Annotated in this window: 18 protein-coding genes; 10 read left to right on the plus strand and 8 right to left on the minus strand. The window is 39.4% G+C overall.

The annotated features are described in order from the left end of the window. Positions 1 to 130 precede the first annotated feature (130 nt). From GN217_RS16650 to GN217_RS16665, 4 genes are all read right to left on the minus strand, one after another. Positions 131 to 283, minus strand: coding sequence for a helix-turn-helix transcriptional regulator (locus GN217_RS16650; protein WP_156857783.1), 153 nt, complete (start codon positions 281 to 283; stop codon positions 131 to 133). A gap of 126 nt (positions 284 to 409) precedes the next feature. Then, on the minus strand, positions 410 to 610 hold the full coding sequence (locus tag GN217_RS16655; protein ID WP_156857784.1) for a cold-shock protein: 201 nt from the start codon (positions 608 to 610) through the stop codon (positions 410 to 412). A gap of 255 nt (positions 611 to 865) precedes the next feature. Further along, positions 866 to 1,144 (minus strand): hypothetical protein, encoded by a 279-nt coding sequence (locus GN217_RS16660; protein ID WP_156857785.1) that lies wholly within the window; start codon positions 1,142 to 1,144, stop codon positions 866 to 868. A 50-nt stretch (positions 1,145 to 1,194) separates the two neighbouring features. After that, complete coding sequence (locus tag GN217_RS16665) at positions 1,195 to 1,632, minus strand: RrF2 family transcriptional regulator (RefSeq protein ID WP_156857786.1); 438 nt, start codon at positions 1,630 to 1,632, stop codon at positions 1,195 to 1,197. Positions 1,633 to 1,773: 141 nt separating this feature from the next. Here GN217_RS16665 and hmpA point away from each other — a divergent pair, with 141 nt between their 5' ends. The 7 genes from hmpA to GN217_RS16700 all read left to right on the plus strand — a co-directional run bounded on the left by hmpA (position 1,774) and on the right by GN217_RS16700 (position 9,489). Beyond that, positions 1,774 to 3,000 carry an NO-inducible flavohemoprotein gene (gene hmpA / locus GN217_RS16670; protein ID WP_156857787.1) on the plus strand — a complete coding sequence of 409 codons (1,227 nt, stop codon included), beginning with the start codon at positions 1,774 to 1,776 and terminating at the stop codon, positions 2,998 to 3,000. A 662-nt stretch (positions 3,001 to 3,662) separates the two neighbouring features. Next, on the plus strand, positions 3,663 to 3,890 hold the full coding sequence (locus tag GN217_RS16675) for a helix-turn-helix transcriptional regulator (RefSeq protein WP_156857788.1): 228 nt from the start codon (positions 3,663 to 3,665) through the stop codon (positions 3,888 to 3,890). Between the two features lies 1 nt (position 3,891). Next, positions 3,892 to 4,194, plus strand: coding sequence for a hypothetical protein (locus tag GN217_RS16680; RefSeq protein ID WP_156857789.1), 303 nt, complete (start codon positions 3,892 to 3,894; stop codon positions 4,192 to 4,194). 30 nt (positions 4,195 to 4,224) lie between these two features. Continuing rightward, positions 4,225 to 5,538: a serine hydrolase gene (locus GN217_RS16685; RefSeq protein ID WP_156857790.1), complete on the plus strand. Its 1,314-nt coding sequence runs from the start codon at positions 4,225 to 4,227 to the stop codon at positions 5,536 to 5,538. A gap of 180 nt (positions 5,539 to 5,718) precedes the next feature. Beyond that, complete coding sequence (locus tag GN217_RS16690; protein ID WP_156857791.1) at positions 5,719 to 6,969, plus strand: DNA polymerase IV; 1,251 nt, start codon at positions 5,719 to 5,721, stop codon at positions 6,967 to 6,969. A 71-nt stretch (positions 6,970 to 7,040) separates the two neighbouring features. Continuing rightward, the gene (locus GN217_RS16695; RefSeq protein WP_156857792.1) at positions 7,041 to 7,685 is read left to right on the plus strand and encodes a peptidylprolyl isomerase; all 645 of its coding nucleotides are present in this window, start codon (positions 7,041 to 7,043) and stop codon (positions 7,683 to 7,685) included. 115 nt (positions 7,686 to 7,800) lie between these two features. Next, positions 7,801 to 9,489 (plus strand): putative bifunctional diguanylate cyclase/phosphodiesterase, encoded by a 1,689-nt coding sequence (locus GN217_RS16700; RefSeq protein ID WP_156857793.1) that lies wholly within the window; start codon positions 7,801 to 7,803, stop codon positions 9,487 to 9,489. 47 nt (positions 9,490 to 9,536) lie between these two features. On the opposite strand, the gene GN217_RS16705 is transcribed toward GN217_RS16700, so the two are convergent. Beyond that, positions 9,537 to 10,346: a DUF6612 family protein gene (locus GN217_RS16705; RefSeq protein ID WP_156857794.1), complete on the minus strand. Its 810-nt coding sequence runs from the start codon at positions 10,344 to 10,346 to the stop codon at positions 9,537 to 9,539. Between the two features lie 383 nt (positions 10,347 to 10,729). Between GN217_RS16705 and GN217_RS16710 the strand changes: the two genes are divergently transcribed. After that, a complete protein-coding gene (locus GN217_RS16710) occupies positions 10,730 to 11,398 on the plus strand; it encodes an RluA family pseudouridine synthase (RefSeq protein ID WP_156857795.1) in 669 nt (222 codons plus the stop codon). A 33-nt stretch (positions 11,399 to 11,431) separates the two neighbouring features. On the opposite strand, the gene GN217_RS16715 is transcribed toward GN217_RS16710, so the two are convergent. Together GN217_RS16715 and GN217_RS16720 are read right to left on the minus strand one after the other, a co-directional pair. Beyond that, a complete protein-coding gene (locus GN217_RS16715; protein WP_156857796.1) occupies positions 11,432 to 12,634 on the minus strand; it encodes a DUF2812 domain-containing protein in 1,203 nt (400 codons plus the stop codon). Continuing rightward, complete coding sequence (locus tag GN217_RS16720; RefSeq protein ID WP_232334480.1) at positions 12,624 to 12,953, minus strand: PadR family transcriptional regulator; 330 nt, start codon at positions 12,951 to 12,953, stop codon at positions 12,624 to 12,626. Before GN217_RS16720 ends, GN217_RS16715 begins: the two co-directional genes overlap by 11 nt. A 181-nt stretch (positions 12,954 to 13,134) precedes the next feature. On the opposite strand from GN217_RS16720, the gene GN217_RS16725 reads away from it, so the two are divergent. Together GN217_RS16725 and GN217_RS16730 are read left to right on the plus strand one after the other, a co-directional pair. Then, complete coding sequence (locus tag GN217_RS16725) at positions 13,135 to 13,668, plus strand: NfeD family membrane protein (RefSeq protein ID WP_156857797.1); 534 nt, start codon at positions 13,135 to 13,137, stop codon at positions 13,666 to 13,668. Positions 13,669 to 13,726: 58 nt separating this feature from the next. After that, entirely contained in the window at positions 13,727 to 15,298 is a 1,572-nt protein-coding gene (locus tag GN217_RS16730) for a flotillin lipid rafts scaffold protein FloT (RefSeq protein WP_156857798.1), read from the plus strand. Positions 15,299 to 15,346: 48 nt separating this feature from the next. Here the strand turns inward: GN217_RS16730 and GN217_RS16735 are convergent, their stop codons facing one another. Continuing rightward, complete coding sequence (locus tag GN217_RS16735; RefSeq protein ID WP_156857799.1) at positions 15,347 to 15,907, minus strand: helix-turn-helix domain-containing protein; 561 nt, start codon at positions 15,905 to 15,907, stop codon at positions 15,347 to 15,349. Between the last annotated feature and the right edge of the window lie 68 nt (positions 15,908 to 15,975).

Here is a 15,975-nt window from a genome sequence, read left to right on the forward strand (position 1 = left end):
AAGATGCTTTGAATAAAACGAACAAGAAATTCAAAAAGTTAATCAAAAGTCAACTACAGTATTGGTTTGCGGGATTACCTAACTATATCAAGGTATACCTGCCTAGTTTGGGCTGCGAAAGTTGAGTCACTTAATAAAAATAGAACAAATCCTCAAACTTCTTATCTAATGCAATACATAGCAACAAAGCTAATTTGGCGGTTGGGCTAAACTGTCCTGTCTCGATTGAACTAATCGTTTGCCTTGAAACCCCAACTGTTTTTGCCAATTCGCCTTGTGTCATATTTTTTCTGCTGGTGCCACCTTTAATCGATTTTGCAGTATAAACGTTAGAACATTTGATTCTGTTGTTTTATTTAAACAAAAAAAAATCCCTTCTGCTACAGAAGCAGATGGGATTTTCTATAAATTAGGATTTAACAACGTTAGTTGCTTGTGGTCCACGGTTACCTTCTTCGATATCGAAAGAAACTTGTTGACCTTCGTCTAAAGTTTTGAAACCATCACCTTGAATTGCTGAGAAGTGTACGAATACATCGTCTCCACCTTCAACTTCGATAAAACCGAAACCTTTGTCTGCGTTAAACCATTTTACTGAACCTGTGTTCATATGAAATTCCTCCATTGTGCATCAAGCACGTTTATTACTTTGGTTGTTCTGATAATAATTCAAGATGATGATAAACGTTATAATGTTTTGACATAAATCCTGTATTGCTAGCACGAACAATTAAGTAACCTAAGTGTAACACATGTCACCCAAAAAAGATACTATTCTTTTTTAGATATAGTATTCAATCTGGTTCAAACTCTATTTCAACCCATTCTTCTCTAAGTATAATCGTTCGCTAAATTATTATAATGACTAATACTCCATTTTAACTTCATTATATGCTTTTACCAGTTCCTTCATTTTATTTATAATGTCTCTTTCATAATTTCCTTCCAATAAAATCGATTCTGTTGCATATGGTGCGAAATCTAGGTGAGATCCAATCATTACCGAGTGAGCAGCTTTCTGGAACATGGTTATATCGTTTGCATCATTTTCAAAGGCAACATAATAACTTTGGTTAAGAACCTTTTGTCTATCCTTCTCATTCAACATGTCAATTTCTTTAATGATTTTATCTGGAAGAGACATAGCATGCACCTCCATGAAGAGAAACCCTTAGCGGTGACTTCCCCTCTTTCTCACCGAATCCCCATCAATTCCTTCAATTCCTGCTCATTATGAATCAAATCCTTCAACGTATACTCATCAAGCACTTTAAAAAATGCATGCAATGCCCGGTTAACGACATGCTTTAACGTGCAACCCGGTTCGATGACACAATGTTTTTGACCTTTTTCAAAGCATTCGAGCATATTAAAGTCATTCTCCAGCTGCCTGACAACAATACCAATATTAATTTCTTCTGCAGGCTTTGCTAGACGGATTCCGCCATTTCGGCCTCTAATTGTTTCAATCAACTCAAGCTTATTTAATTCGTGGACAATTTTCCCCAAGTGATGTTGCGATATGTTAAATACTTCCGAGATTTCTTTAATGTTTACCAGTTCTTCATTCTCTTTCATCCCAGCAAATAATAGAACACGAAGCCCATAATCTGTATATTTTTTTAGATTCATATTCGTTTCTCCTTAAAAAATACTTTCACATTATTGTAACATAGGTTCGGTTTTTCCTATTGATACAGTAGTTACATTAATTATACAATAAACATGTATTCAAAATACATGTTTAAACTTTTAAAGGGGAGTGCTTAAATTATGGCAACAACTACTACAGGTTTAACTGAAGAAACTCGAAACATTATTAAAGCAACTGTACCAGTATTAGAAGAACATGGTGAACAAATTACAACACGTTTCTATCAATTAATGTTTGAAAATCATCCAGAACTAAAAAACATTTTCAACCAGACAAACCAACGACACGGGGATCAACCGAGAGCCTTGGCAAATACGGTTTATGCAGCTGCAGCAAACATCGATAATTTGGAAGCGATCTTACCAGCTGTCGTATCGATTGCGCATAAACATAAGAGTCTAAACATCAAGCCGGAACACTATCCAATCGTCGGTAAATATCTGCTTCTTGGTATTAAAGATGTACTGGGAGACGCTGCGACAGATGAAATCATCGATGCCTGGGAAAAAGCATACGGTGTGATTGCAGATGTATTTATTTCCGTTGAAAAAGAAATGTATGAAGAAACGAAAAACATGACAGGCGGTTGGATTGATTACCGTGACTTTAAAGTAATGAAAAAAGTTAAAGAAAGTGATGTTATTACGTCGTTCTATCTAGAACCGGCAGACGGAAACCCTTTTCCTAGTTATAAGGCGGGTCAGTACATTACCGTAAAAGTTGATATCGAAGGAGAACCATACACGCACCAACGTCAATACAGCTTATCTTGTGCGCCAGACGAAGGGCAATACCGGATTAGCGTGAAGCGAGAAGATGGTACTGCAGATACTCCAGCTGGAATTGTGTCATCTTATTTACATGAACATGTTGAGGAAGGAAGCGTACTTTCCATTAGTGCACCTTCTGGAGAATTCTATCTTGATACAGAAGATACTCGTCCACTCGTTCTATTAAGTGGTGGCGTCGGACTTACCCCAATGATGAGTATGCTTGAAACAGTAATCAAGGAACAGCCAGAACGTGAAGTTACGTATATTCACGCTGCACAAAATGGTAATGTGCATGCAATGAAAGACCGTGTGGGTGAAATTACAGAATCCCATAACAATGTGAAAAGCTATGTCGTCTACGATAGCCCGGAAGCAGATGATCAATATGATAAATTAGGACATATTGATACCGAATGGTTAAGCACAATTCTCCCAACGACAGATGCTGCCTATTATTTCTGCGGGCCTAAAGGCTTTATGCGTGCCGCTTATAAAATCTTAAAAGAATACGGCGTTGCTGAAGAAGATATCCACTTTGAAATCTTCGGACCAGCTGAAGATATTACAAATTAATTTCACCATCACAAACAATCAGAGAATCCCATCTACTGCCCTTCTTACACAGTAGCCGGGATTTTTTTCTTTTCCCCCTCTCTCCCGGCTGATTTGAAGAATAATTGTTTTGTTTTCTCGCTAGTGTGTTCGTTCTGCTCGGATGGGAACACAAGCGGGTGTTATTTTCCTGTTAATGCACTCGACTTGCTGGAATGGGAAAATAACCTGGCTATATTCTCCCTTCAGTGGACTTGGTATGACGGAATGGGAATACAAACGGACTATATTTTCCTTTCAGTGCACTTGGTGTGACGGGATGGGAAAATAAACAGACTTTATTTTCCATTCAGCGCACTCGGTATGACGGAACGGGAAAACAAACAGACTTTATTTTCCATTTAGCGCACTCGGTATGACGGAATGGGAATACAAACAGACTGTATTCTCCCATTCATGCACTCAACTCTCTGAAATAGGAAAACAAAATGATTTTCTCTCCTATTCGCGCGCCCGTCCTGTTTGCACTCTTGGAGCAACCAGACAAAAGTGCACTTACTCCGAATGAAAGTGATCCGCAGCTTTTACAATTACGCTCTGTAATTTATTTTGTACCAAAGGTAAAAAAAAGTTTACCATATGTTAAAAATATGTTACCTTAATGATAGAAGAGGTGAATGGATATGTCCTTTAAGCAAAAAAGAAAGATTAGTAACAGGATTGTTGTATTAAGAGCGGAAAGAGGATTATCCCAGCGTGAGCTTGCAAATCAATTAGGGGTAAGCAGGCAAACGATTATTTCCCTTGAGAAAAATAGGTATAATCCCTCTTTAAAATTAGCGTTTGATATTGCTCTTTTCTTTGATGTTGAGTTACATGATGTTTTCCAATATGAAATGGAGGAGGATTAAAGTGGAAGTTTTTCTAGCTATATTGCGCCTAGCTTATGTCATCATTTTCTTTATTGCTGTTTTCATTTCTTTAAGATTTGAATTTGGAGAAGAGTTCAAAGATGAACGCGGGCAAAGTATTTCCAATAAATCATATGGTATTGTATTTCCTTTAATGCCGTTAGGGTGGTTTCTAATTGAATTATATGATCAATTCATTCAACATCTAGACTATGAAACATACAAATTAATTATCTGGTTTTTAATCACCGGTTTAATGATTCTCCATGCAAGCATTTTAAGCGTACTAAGAAGAAAATATTAATTCATTAAATAGCGAAAGGAACGTGTTTATATGAATATTTGGGCTTGGATTGGGCTTTCCGGAATCGTTATCTTTACTCTTCTGCCGCTCCTGAGTGAAAAACAACGAACGAAAGAAAAAATTCGGGAAGCAGTAATCATGAATACAATTGTACTTGCAATTATTCTTGCCGTGTTGATTTTTAATGTGAATTATTTATTAGCTCTCTTCCTTAGTCTGATAGTCTATATCCTCTTGGATAAAAAGACATATACGAAGAAGCGCCTGATTATCTACGGTGGAATCGTTATTGTTATCGGAACTGCAGCCTACATTATTTTCCGTGATAATCCAGATTATGTCCTTCATCATCTACAAGACAATCCAGAAACAACTTCGCTCTATGTCGTAAATAATGGCGAGGAAGTTATTGCTTATCAATCGGACGTTGTGCGTCCACTCGCAAGTACCGTCAAAATAATCATTGCTCTAGAGTATGCCATGCAAGTAGAAGCTGGTGAACTGGATAAGGATCAGCTTGTCCCTCTTGACGATCTAAACTGTTTTTATTTTGAAGGTACGGACGGATCTGCACATGAAGCATGGCTCGAATCCATTCACGCAGCGGATAAAATAAAAGATAAGCAAACAACTCTTCATGAAGTTGCTAAAGGAATGATTACATACAGTTCAAATGCGAATACCGACTATCTGCTCCACCTGCTAGGAATTTCTACAGTTAATGATCGGATTGAATCTCTTGGTCTTCCCCATCACGAACCGGTATATCCTTTAGTCAGTCCCCTCCTCTTTTCGGAATATATTGCTGACGAATCCATGGACACCGATGATATCGTCAACGAACTGGAAGCTATACCGATGGAGCGTTACCGGAAACTTGCAATTGATTTCAGCCAACAGATGAAAGAAGGTGCGATTGACATCGAATCCTATTCGTTTGATTTGCCATTCGCCATTCAAAGGGTCTGGTCCGACCGATTAATCGGAGCCTCTGCAAAGGATTATGGAAACCTTTTATCGATTATATCCAACGATGAACTACCGACTAAAGCGGCTGCGATTATGCGGGACTTAATGGAATGGCCAATGGAAATGAATGAAGCGAATCAGAACTACTACGCCCATCTTGGAGCAAAAGGTGGATCAACCGCATTTATCTTGAATGATGCACTTTATGCAGAAAATCTTGACGGCGAAAAAACAGAAATTATCTTATTTACGGATGACCTCAACCAATGGCAAAGCATGTTGTTACAGAATAACATCAATTCGTTCGAGGTGAACTTGATTGGTAGTGACGAGTACCGATTAAAAGTAAAACAAGCACTGGAGGAACAATCCTAATCCCTTGTTAAGCTATAATGCGTGGTGAAGTTGCAAATAACCCTTGACGGGACAATTGAAATGATCCCTGCTCTACCTGAATAATTCGGTAGAGTTTTTGTTTGGCGGATTTTACCATTGATAACCTTTAGTAAACTACTTACAATAAGAACAAACGTTTCTATTAGGTGGTGGACTACGATGGATTATTCAATTTATCCGCGACATGACATTCTATGTATCGATATGCGCTCCTTTTACGCAAGTGTTGAAGCGGTAAAACGTAATCTTGACCCAATGAAAACAATGCTTGCCGTCGTCGGTGATTTAAAGCGCCCAGGAAGTATTGTGCTCGCCGCCTCTCCTGCCTTAAAAGAAAAATATGGCATCAGTAATGTCAGCCGTTATTTCGAACTTCCTGATGATCCGGATATTCATATCGTTCCTGCTCGGATGGCCGATTATTTACATGTATCCTTGGAAATTACAAAGCTAATCAATAATTATGCACCAAAAGAAGCCATCCACCCATATTCCATTGATGAAATATGGGTGACAGTCAATGGACTTGAGCGACTATTCGGTGACCGACGCCAAATTGCAGAGAAAATAAAAGCAGAAATTATGGAAAGCTTTGGACTTACTGCTGCAATCGGAATTGGTGATAATAAATTTCTCGCTAAAGTCGTCATGGATCTTCACGCGAAGAAAGAAGGAATCGCTGAATGCAGCTATGAAGATGTAGAAGAGAAACTTTGGCCTTTTCCAATTGAAAAAATTTGGGGAATTGGCAGCCGCATGAAACGCAACCTGAATCGCATGGGGATTGTCACACTTGGTCAGCTCGCCCGCTATGACTTGAATCAACTAAAAAAACGCTTTGGCATTATGGGTGAGCAACTCTACTCGCATGCTTGGGGCATTGATTTAAGCCCAGTTTACGGCAACTTCACCAAGACAGAGCAAAAAGGATTCGGACATGGCATTTCCCTGCTCCGAGACTATACGGAAAAGGAAGTCGCGACATGTATTTTGGATTTATGTGAAGAAGTCTGCCGGCGTGCGCGCACTGCTAATCAAGCTGGAAAAACAATTAGTCTTAGTATTTCCTATTCCTCAGAAAAGAAGGGTGGGTTCTCCCGTTCGAAAAGCATCGAACGCCCGACCAATGTAACGATGGATATGTATGAGGTCTGTATGCAGCTTTTCCAAAAATTCTATGACGGAAGCAGCTACATCCGCCACGTATATGTAACCCTTGGTAATCTTTATGATCATAGAGCTATCCAGCTTGATTTATTTGAAAATCGCTTAAAGAAAAATAATATCGGTTATGTCATGGACGCCATCCGTGATAAATACGGAGCCACTTCCATCCTGCGAGCCTCGAGTTACACCGAAGCAGGCATTCTCCTCGACCGGAGCAAAAAAATCGGAGGTCATCAAGCTTAAACCAGCGCTGCGTAACGTGCTATAATAAGTTGGATGTCTAACTACTCAAACAGCGAAAGGAAGAATAGACGATGAAAAAACACTTCTTACTCACTATTTTTCTGTTTGCCGCAATTTTAACTGCTTGTGGTGAACAAGAAGCTCCAGCCGAAGAAACTGCAGATGATACAACTGCTTATCCAAATGACGTGGAAGAGAATCCGGTCGTCACCATTACGATGGAGAATGACGAACAAATTATACTGGAATTGTATCCGGAAATTGCACCGAATACCGTTGCAAATTTCATTTCCCTAGTTGAAGATGGATTTTATGATGGACTCATTTTCCACCGGGTTATCCCTGGATTTATGATTCAAGGCGGTGACCCAGATGGCGCTGGCACGGGCGGTCCCGGCTATTCGATTGCTGGAGAATTTTCCTCCAACAACTTTGATAATGATTTAAAACATGATCGGGGCGTACTATCTATGGCAAGATCACAATCACCGGATTCCGCAGGTTCTCAATTCTTTATTATGGTAGAAAAATCCTCACAATTGGATGGTGACTATGCTAGTTTCGGTAAAGTGACGGAGGGGATGGAAGTCGTCGATCAGATTGTTTCTGTTGACCGTGATGGACTGGATAAGCCTTTTGAAGACCAAGTAATGAAGACAGTTGAAGTCGATACGAAAGGTTATGACTATCCCGAGCCAAATGTATTATCCGAATAGTAATCATAAAGGTTTAACTAATTGTCACAGACAGCCCGTTTCACATATAGTACAGTTAATACTATAAACATAATCACGATGGCATTAAATCAGTGAAAAGAGTGAGGAAAGTCATATGAATGAAACATCTAAAAAACTGGATCAGATAAAGTTCAAATTCCAACACGAAATTGAAAAAGCAATCAACGACTTAGCAATGATTATTATATTCAATCATCAAGGTATCATTCAGTATGTCAATAAAAGGTTTACAGAAGTCACCCAATATACCCAGGAAGAATTGTTAGGAAATGCGTTGACAAATATTTTCCCTGAAGACTTTTCAACACTTGTTAACGAAGCTGCAAATAATCAGCGAAAATGGAGTGGTGACATAAGACAGCAGAAGAAAGACGGGACCTATTATTGGGTGGAAGCAAATCTCTCCCCTACGTCCGACGCCGCGACTGGAGAAGCCCATTACGTGCTAATCCAGCGTGAAATGACCGAACGTAAAGAGTATGAGCAAATGATGGAAAACCTAGCTTATGTTGACCCTCTGACAAACCTTCCAAATCGGAATTATATGAAGAAATGGGTAACGGAAAAACAGCACCCAGCCGATACCAAAATCACAATTCTTTTTATTGATATTGACCGTTTTAAAACCATTAATGATAATTTCGGTCAGGATATTGGGGACCAAGTCTTCATAACCTTGGCAAAACGGTTGGAAACATGCGTGGGAAAGGAGTCGCTCATCTTCCGTTATGACGGTGAAGAATTTATTATCCTATTAGAGAACCATTCTAGAGAAGATACAAATCGGCTGGTAAATCAAATTCTTCACACCATCCGGGAACCTGTCCGAATCGATTATCATGAACTGCTCCTAACAGCAAGCATCGGAATCAGTTCTGGGCATCCTTTCCTAGCAGAAAGGGATGCAACTACTGCGCTTGAAGATCTTGTAAAAAAAGCGGACACAGCGATGTATCACGCTAAAAAGCAGGGTAGAAACAATTTTCAATTCCATTCAGATAATCAGATTAGAGAGCTGGATCGGGATTATCAAATTGAACTTGAAGTTACAGACGCATTGGAGCGTAATGAATTTTCCCTTGTTTATCAACCATTATTTAATTTGAAAACAAATAAAATTGTTGGCGTAGAATCATTACTTCGCTGGGATAACCGGTTACTCGGCAAAGTCTCTCCAATGGAATTTATCCCAGTTCTAGAGGAGACAGGTCTTATCGTACCTGTAGGAAAGTGGATTCTTCATAGTGTCTGTCATCAAATGATGAGCTGGCAGCAACAAGGACTATTTTTGCAACGCGTGTCCGTCAATGTGTCACCACTTCAATTCCGTGATCCGTATTTTATTGCTGATCTAAAGGAAATCCTCCACGAAGCTCAACTGGATGCTTCCTATTTAGAGCTGGAGATTACGGAAGGCACATTACTGGATATCGAGGATTCCACAAAGAAATTACATGACCTCCAAGAGCTTGGAGTCAAGCTTTCCATCGATGATTTCGGTACCGGCTATTCCTCCCTCAGTTACTTAAAGCAATTGCCGATTGATACATTAAAAATCGATAAATCTTTTATCGATGACCTAGACAGGGATGGAAAAATTATTGTCAACACGATTATTAGCATGGGCAAAAACTTACAGTTCCGGATTATCGCAGAAGGTATTGAAAACAGTGATCAATTTAAATACCTCCAGGAGCAGCAATGCCATGAAGGACAAGGCTACTTCTTCAGCCGCCCGGTAAACAGTGAAAGAATAGAAGAATTATATCATTCTCTGCAGTAACCAAAAACAGCCGACTGGAAAATCCCAGCTGGCTGTTTTTCAATTCATTATTCGATTTCTTGAGCTTCATCGATTACTTCTTGTGGTACTGCAATCTCATCAACTGTATTAATTCCAGTGTATGTTGCAGTCATTTCTTGATTCATACGTAAGGATTCACCTTCTGCGTTAATATCAAAATCCATATTCGTAATTACTTTTGTCGTATCATATGTTTCTTTATCAATATGGAGTTCATAGTACATGGAATGAATTGTCATTTCTTCAAGTACTTCGGAAATCTCTACTCCTAAGTCGGCAAATGTTTCTTCACCAAGATTCTCTTTGATAAGTTCCTCGGTAAGGTCGGCAAACTCATCGCCTTCTCCTTCAAACTTAAATACATAGTAGTCATCTTCTTCTGAGAAATCGACATCATCCATAAAGGACTCCAGCATTTCTAATTGGTCTTGTGCAGTTTGGTCCGTATTCATCATTTCTGTCGGCATCATATCTGCACTCATTTTTAACCAAGTCTCTGACATTGACTCGTACATATAAAAATCTGTATCTGTGAGGTACATTTCCATCTCTGTTTCAATTGGCATTCCTTCGACTTCCATACTGATTGTACCTGTTTGGTGCATCGCGAGTGGATCAATTGTCATGGCGGATTTTGTATCCATATCCATCACCATTTCACCTTCCATCGCGTCACTCTCCATCGTTTGGTTGATCACCATATCCATCTCAACGCTTTCCATTTTCTCTCCAGCTTCGACAGCTTTTTGATAGACTTCCTTCGCTTCATCACTATTACCGCAAGCTGCTAAGAAGGCCATCAACAAGACAGCTAGACCTACTGTAAATTTCTTCAAAATCACTATCCCCTTTCTTTTTCCCCTACCATTTGATACGAATTACTTTTATCAAAGGTTTCAACTTTTTTGGCGGAATCGTAGGATAGTATATCTTGTTTTCTTTATTTTGAACAGGGCAAAAAGCGGAATTTCAAATATTCCCAACGAAAGTCCTAGTAAAGACAATCTATTTGGACGGATTACGAGGTTCCTGAATTTCTACGATATATGCTATGATTCTATTGTTATCAGTGGTTCAAAGATTAATTCACAACCTTGAGTGCTATAGCAGATAAAAGGAAAAATTCGAACCGGAAATAATAAATGCTCCCCCTACTATAAGAAGTTTCCTTTCACATATGGTATGATGTGAACTAATAACCAGTTGAAAGGAAATCAGCATGGATCTAAAAATTTTATACGAAGATAACCATTTACTTTTTGTTATTAAACCTGTAAATATGCCTGTCCAAGAAGATCGTACAGGTGACCCTGATTTATTGAATGTTGTAAAATCCGATATTAAAGAAAGATATAATAAACCAGGTAATGTTTATGTCGGGATGGTTCACCGCTTGGATCGACCAGTTGGCGGTGTCATGGTATTTGCCAAGACATCGAAAGCCGCTTCCCGAATTTCGGACGTTATCCGCAAGCAGGAGATGGAAAAGAAATATTTAGCGATTGTAAGAGGCGTGCCAGATAAAGAGTTTGCCCGCTTGGAAGATTATCTTGTGAAGAATAAAAAGAAAAATATCGTCCACACCTCCACGAAGGAGAATAAAGAGGCAAAAAGAGCGCTGCTGGATTTTGAAGTACTTGGTACAAAAAAAGGACTAAGCTTGCTTGCAATTACGCTCCATACAGGGCGCCCGCACCAAATCCGTGTTCAACTTGCAAGTCGGGGACTCCCTTTATATGGCGATCAGAAATACGGGGAGAATGTAAATAAACCTGGCGAACAGATTGCTTTATGGTCGAGTGAGCTTGCTTTACCTCACCCAACGAAAAAAGAGAAGATTCGAATCTCAGCCGCTCCACCTAATGAATATCCTTGGAATTTGTTTTAATAAGAAGAAAATGAGACATAGCTCAAACTACAGTTATGTCTCATTTTCTTTTCCTTCTTCCTTCTCTTGTTCCTCCAACAGATCGATTAATACCCTACTAGGTTCGCTCCCGGTATAGCCGATATCGGTGACAGTATTTTCGGTCCGTGCAATAATAGATATATAGTTATTCTGTTCTTCTATCCATGCTTCATCATAACCTGTCAAATGAATTTCTTCATAATCTTCCAAGCCTTTTTCATCTTTTAAAGCATCCACTAACTTTTTAGCAATTGATTCCGTCAACGCATCATAACGGTAAGAGCTGATGCTTGCTGTATAAGGAACCGTATCGTTTTCCTTTGTTTTTGCAGGGATAGTGAATCGCTGTTCCAGTTTAATTTGTTTCGGCACGAAAATACTTGACTGTTCAAGGAAATGATTCTCGCGTTTCCGCTCGATTCCATTAGTGGGAAAACTCACCTTTTTAAGTTGTACTTGCTCTACATCAAGCAACGTTACTACTGGCAGTGAGCTATCTGGAATTTCCGGATATGCTTTTTCAGGAGACATTTGTCTTGTTTCATTGAATATAAAGATTAGTAGAATCAAAAACAAACCTATATAAATAAAAAAGAATACCTTTCTCATTATTTTTTTCCGTCGATAAGGCTTTTCATGATTAAACATTTCATTACGTTTAAGCTTCCTGATCAGCAGGGATATATGGATCATTCCTCGAATCATATATACAGCTAGTAAGAGATAGATCAGAGCAAAGATTATATTCGATAATAGATTGTTTTCCAATAAATCATAACTTGTCGGATTGATAAATCGATACCCTTGCGAAATTATGATTAAAATCGTAAAAAAAGTGATGGTGAATCCACGGCTTAAAATATTCCGCTTTAAACGCTTAATCGAACTAGCTTGTATCACTGGATCGGTATGAATTTCAACTGTCTCACCCGCCTTTTTTTCACGGAAGACATGAATAAATCTTCTCGACGTTACATGCTCCCAGCCCGCTGCCTCATACAATTCAATCTGCTCATCTTCCAATTGCCTATTTTTCGAAGCAACTTCAAGGCGATACTGGGTTTTAGCAGGTTCGCCCTTCACAAACTCTGCAAACCCAAATGTGAAATGAACAAGATGCCAACCATTTCCTGCCATATCCTGTAACCATGATTCCTGTTCTTCAAGCTCCCACTCATCAAAAATAAGCAATTTAACTTTTCTTTTACTGCTCATCACATTCTCCCCCTAGCATTCTAGCTCTTCCATCTGCAACCATATCCATTAAGCGAGCATATTCTTGTTCCAACGCCTGCTCACCCAATGCAGTCATTTTATAAATCTTCCTTCTGCCATTTGCATCAGCGAGTTCAATCCAGTTGTCCTTTTCAAGGCGCTTTAAAATTCCATATAATGTTCCGGGACCCATTTCAATTCTTCCCCGGGAAATTTCATGGACCTTTTCCATTATCGCATAACCATGCAGAGGCTCCCTTAGAGCTAACAAAATATAATACATCGCTTCTGACATCGGATTCTCTTGTCTTTTCCCCATCTCATCATTCCTTCATCATCTCTATATCGCGTCACGATATATCGTTACACATAGTATAAGGGATGAGTAAACCGATTACAATATGTATTTTCTCTAGAAATTAAAATTCTGAATGAAAAAGCTGAAACCATATGGTACGATAAAACGTAAATAGAGTAAGGCGCAAGAAAGGAGGGATTATGTGGAACTATTCGGTACGTCTATAGAAAATGTTTATTTAATTATCCTTATCCTTTCGGGTATCTTAACGTTTCTTTATTTATTTTTTGGAGATTTCTTAGAAGCTTTTGGGGAGATTACACCATTTTTTAATCCGGCATTGATTCTTGCTTTCATTACATTTTTCTCTGCCTCCGCTTATATTATGGAAATTGTCTCGTCACTATCAACGGTTCTTATTATCATCATTTCTGTTGTTATTGCATTTATACTCACTTCCGTACTGAACCTCTTCGTATTTATTCCGATGAAATCAACAGAAGAATCATTAAGTTATACAGAGGAATCACTAAAAGGAAGGGTTGGTAAATTAATCCTTTCTATCCCGCTTGATGGTTATGGAGAAATTGTCATAGAAAGTAAAAGTGGCACAATCTCAAAGCCTGCAGCAAGTTATGATAAGGAAGAAATCCAGGCAGGCAGCCGTGTACTTGTTATCGAAGTGAAGAATGGTATCCTTTATGTCATTCCATATGAGTCAGGGTTCGATTTATAATCCGTTTAATCTACTCAAAGAGAGTATGTTAATAAATATATATTAAGGAGGAAACTGCATGTTTGAATCAGTCAGCATGGCTGTCTGGGTAGTTGTTGCGATTGTCGTCTTTCTTGTCATTGCCTTTATCGCGATTTTCACGACGAGATATCGTACAGCTGGACCAGACGAAGCATTAATTGTAACAGGTAGCTATCTAGGAGGTAAAAATGTACATACGGATGAAGCAGGGAATAAGATTAAAATCATCCGTGGCGGCGGTACTTTTGTTCTGCCGGTCTTCCAGCAGGCAAGCCCATTAAGTCTCTTGTCTAGTAAACTGGAAGTCTCTACTCCCGAAGTCTATACGGAACAAGGTGTTCCCGTAATGGCGGATGGAACTGCTATTATTAAAATCGGTGGATCGATCAATGAGATTGCAACTGCCGCTGAACAATTTTTAGGAAAGAGCCGGCAAGACCGGGAATTTGAAGCAAAAGAAGTATTAGAGGGGCATCTCCGCTCCATCCTCGGTTCCATGACCGTTGAGGAAATTTATAAAAACCGGGATAAGTTCTCCCAGGAAGTGCAACGGGTTGCTTCTCAAGACCTTGCGAAAATGGGGCTAGTTATTGTATCCTTCACTATTAAAGAAGTAAGAGATAAGAATGGTTATCTCGAATCCCTCGGGAAACCGCGAATTGCCCAAGTAAAACGGGATGCAGATATTGCAACAGCTGACGCGGAGAAAGAAACACGGATTAAGCGGGCCGAAGCTGCGAAGGATGCACAAAAATCCGAACTGGAACGTGCAACTGAAATCGCTGAAGCAGAAAAAGAAAATCAGTTGAAAACAGCCGAATACCGCCGCGAACAGGATATTGCGAAAGCACGGGCTGACCAAGCGTACGACTTTGAAACTGCAAGATCGAAACAACAAGTTACCGAACAGGAAATGCAGATTCAAATTATCGAACGTCAAAAACAAATTGAACTCGAAGAAAAAGAGATTCAACGTCGAGAAAAACAATATGATTCAGAAGTTAAGAAAAAAGCGGACGCGGACCGTTATGCAGTTGAGCAAGCGGCTGTCGCAGAGAAAGCGAAACAAATGGCTGCAGCAGATGCGAATAAATACCGTATTGAAGCGCAAGCAAAAGCGGAAGCTGAACAAGTACGGATTGATGGTCTAGCTAAAGCTGATTCATTAAGAGCGCAAGGGGAATCGGAAGCAGAAATCATCCGTCTCAAAGGTATCGCAGAAGCGGAAGCCAAAGAGAAAATTGCCGAAGCTTTCGAACAGTACGGTCAAGCAGCGATACTCGATATGGTTATCAAGATGCTTCCTGACTATGCGAAAGAAGTTGCAGGACCACTTGGCAACATCGATAAGATTACGGTTGTTGATACTGGTGGCGGCAAAGGTGATGGTGGCGCCAATAAAGTGTCAGGTTATGCAACTAATCTAATGGCAAGTCTGCAGGAAACATTAAAAGAGACTTCCGGTATTGATGTAAAAGAATTACTGGAAGGTATCGCAGGTAAACAAACACAAGCCGTAAGCACGATCAACCCTGTTCCAGAAACAAAAGCGAAAAAGGAACAAATAGAGGCAGAGGCTGATACATCTAAAATAACTGATTCTGAGTAAATAAATAGCCACTATCTGGTTCACAAACAACTGTAAACCAGGTAGTGGCTATTCTCTATCAATAAATAATGTAAGTACCTTCGCCTCTTCATGTTGATTCACCGGCATGAATAAATGCGGCTTGTGCCCTTGGAAATACGCACTATCTCCCTGTTTCATCAAATGCTTTTCTCCATTATAAAAAAGAATGATGGAGCCCTCCAAAATGAAAATGAACTCATCCTGTGAGTGGGTATACCCTTCCGTCCGCTTGTTGAATTCCTTTGGTGTAACATGGACAATTGTTGGTTCGATCCCGCTATAATGAGCCCGGTTTGCAAGCAGTTCATAAGAATACCCCATGGACTCGTCCCCTACTTTAGATGGGCGGTCATTATTTCTTTGTAATACGAGTTCTTCTTCTTTCTCTTCATCTAAAATCCAGGAAAGTGGAACTTCCAATGTTTCACTGATTTTCGAGAGTGTCGCGACAGCTGCAGCAGTTTGGCCGTTTTCAATTTTGGAGAGCATACTTTTTGATATTTGGCATTGATCAGCAATTTGCTGTTGTGTTAGCTTTTTTCGTAATCGGATTTGCTTAATTTTTTTACCAATACTTTGCAGATCTATGGGTGTTCATTCCTTTCCCAAATATTCTATTACGTTATTATGATAGAATAGCAAGACCTGCAAGTCAA

It is taken from the genome of Oceanobacillus sp. AG (assembly GCF_009746545.1).
Taxonomy (GTDB): Bacteria; Bacillota; Bacilli; order Bacillales; family Amphibacillaceae; genus Oceanobacillus; species Oceanobacillus indicireducens.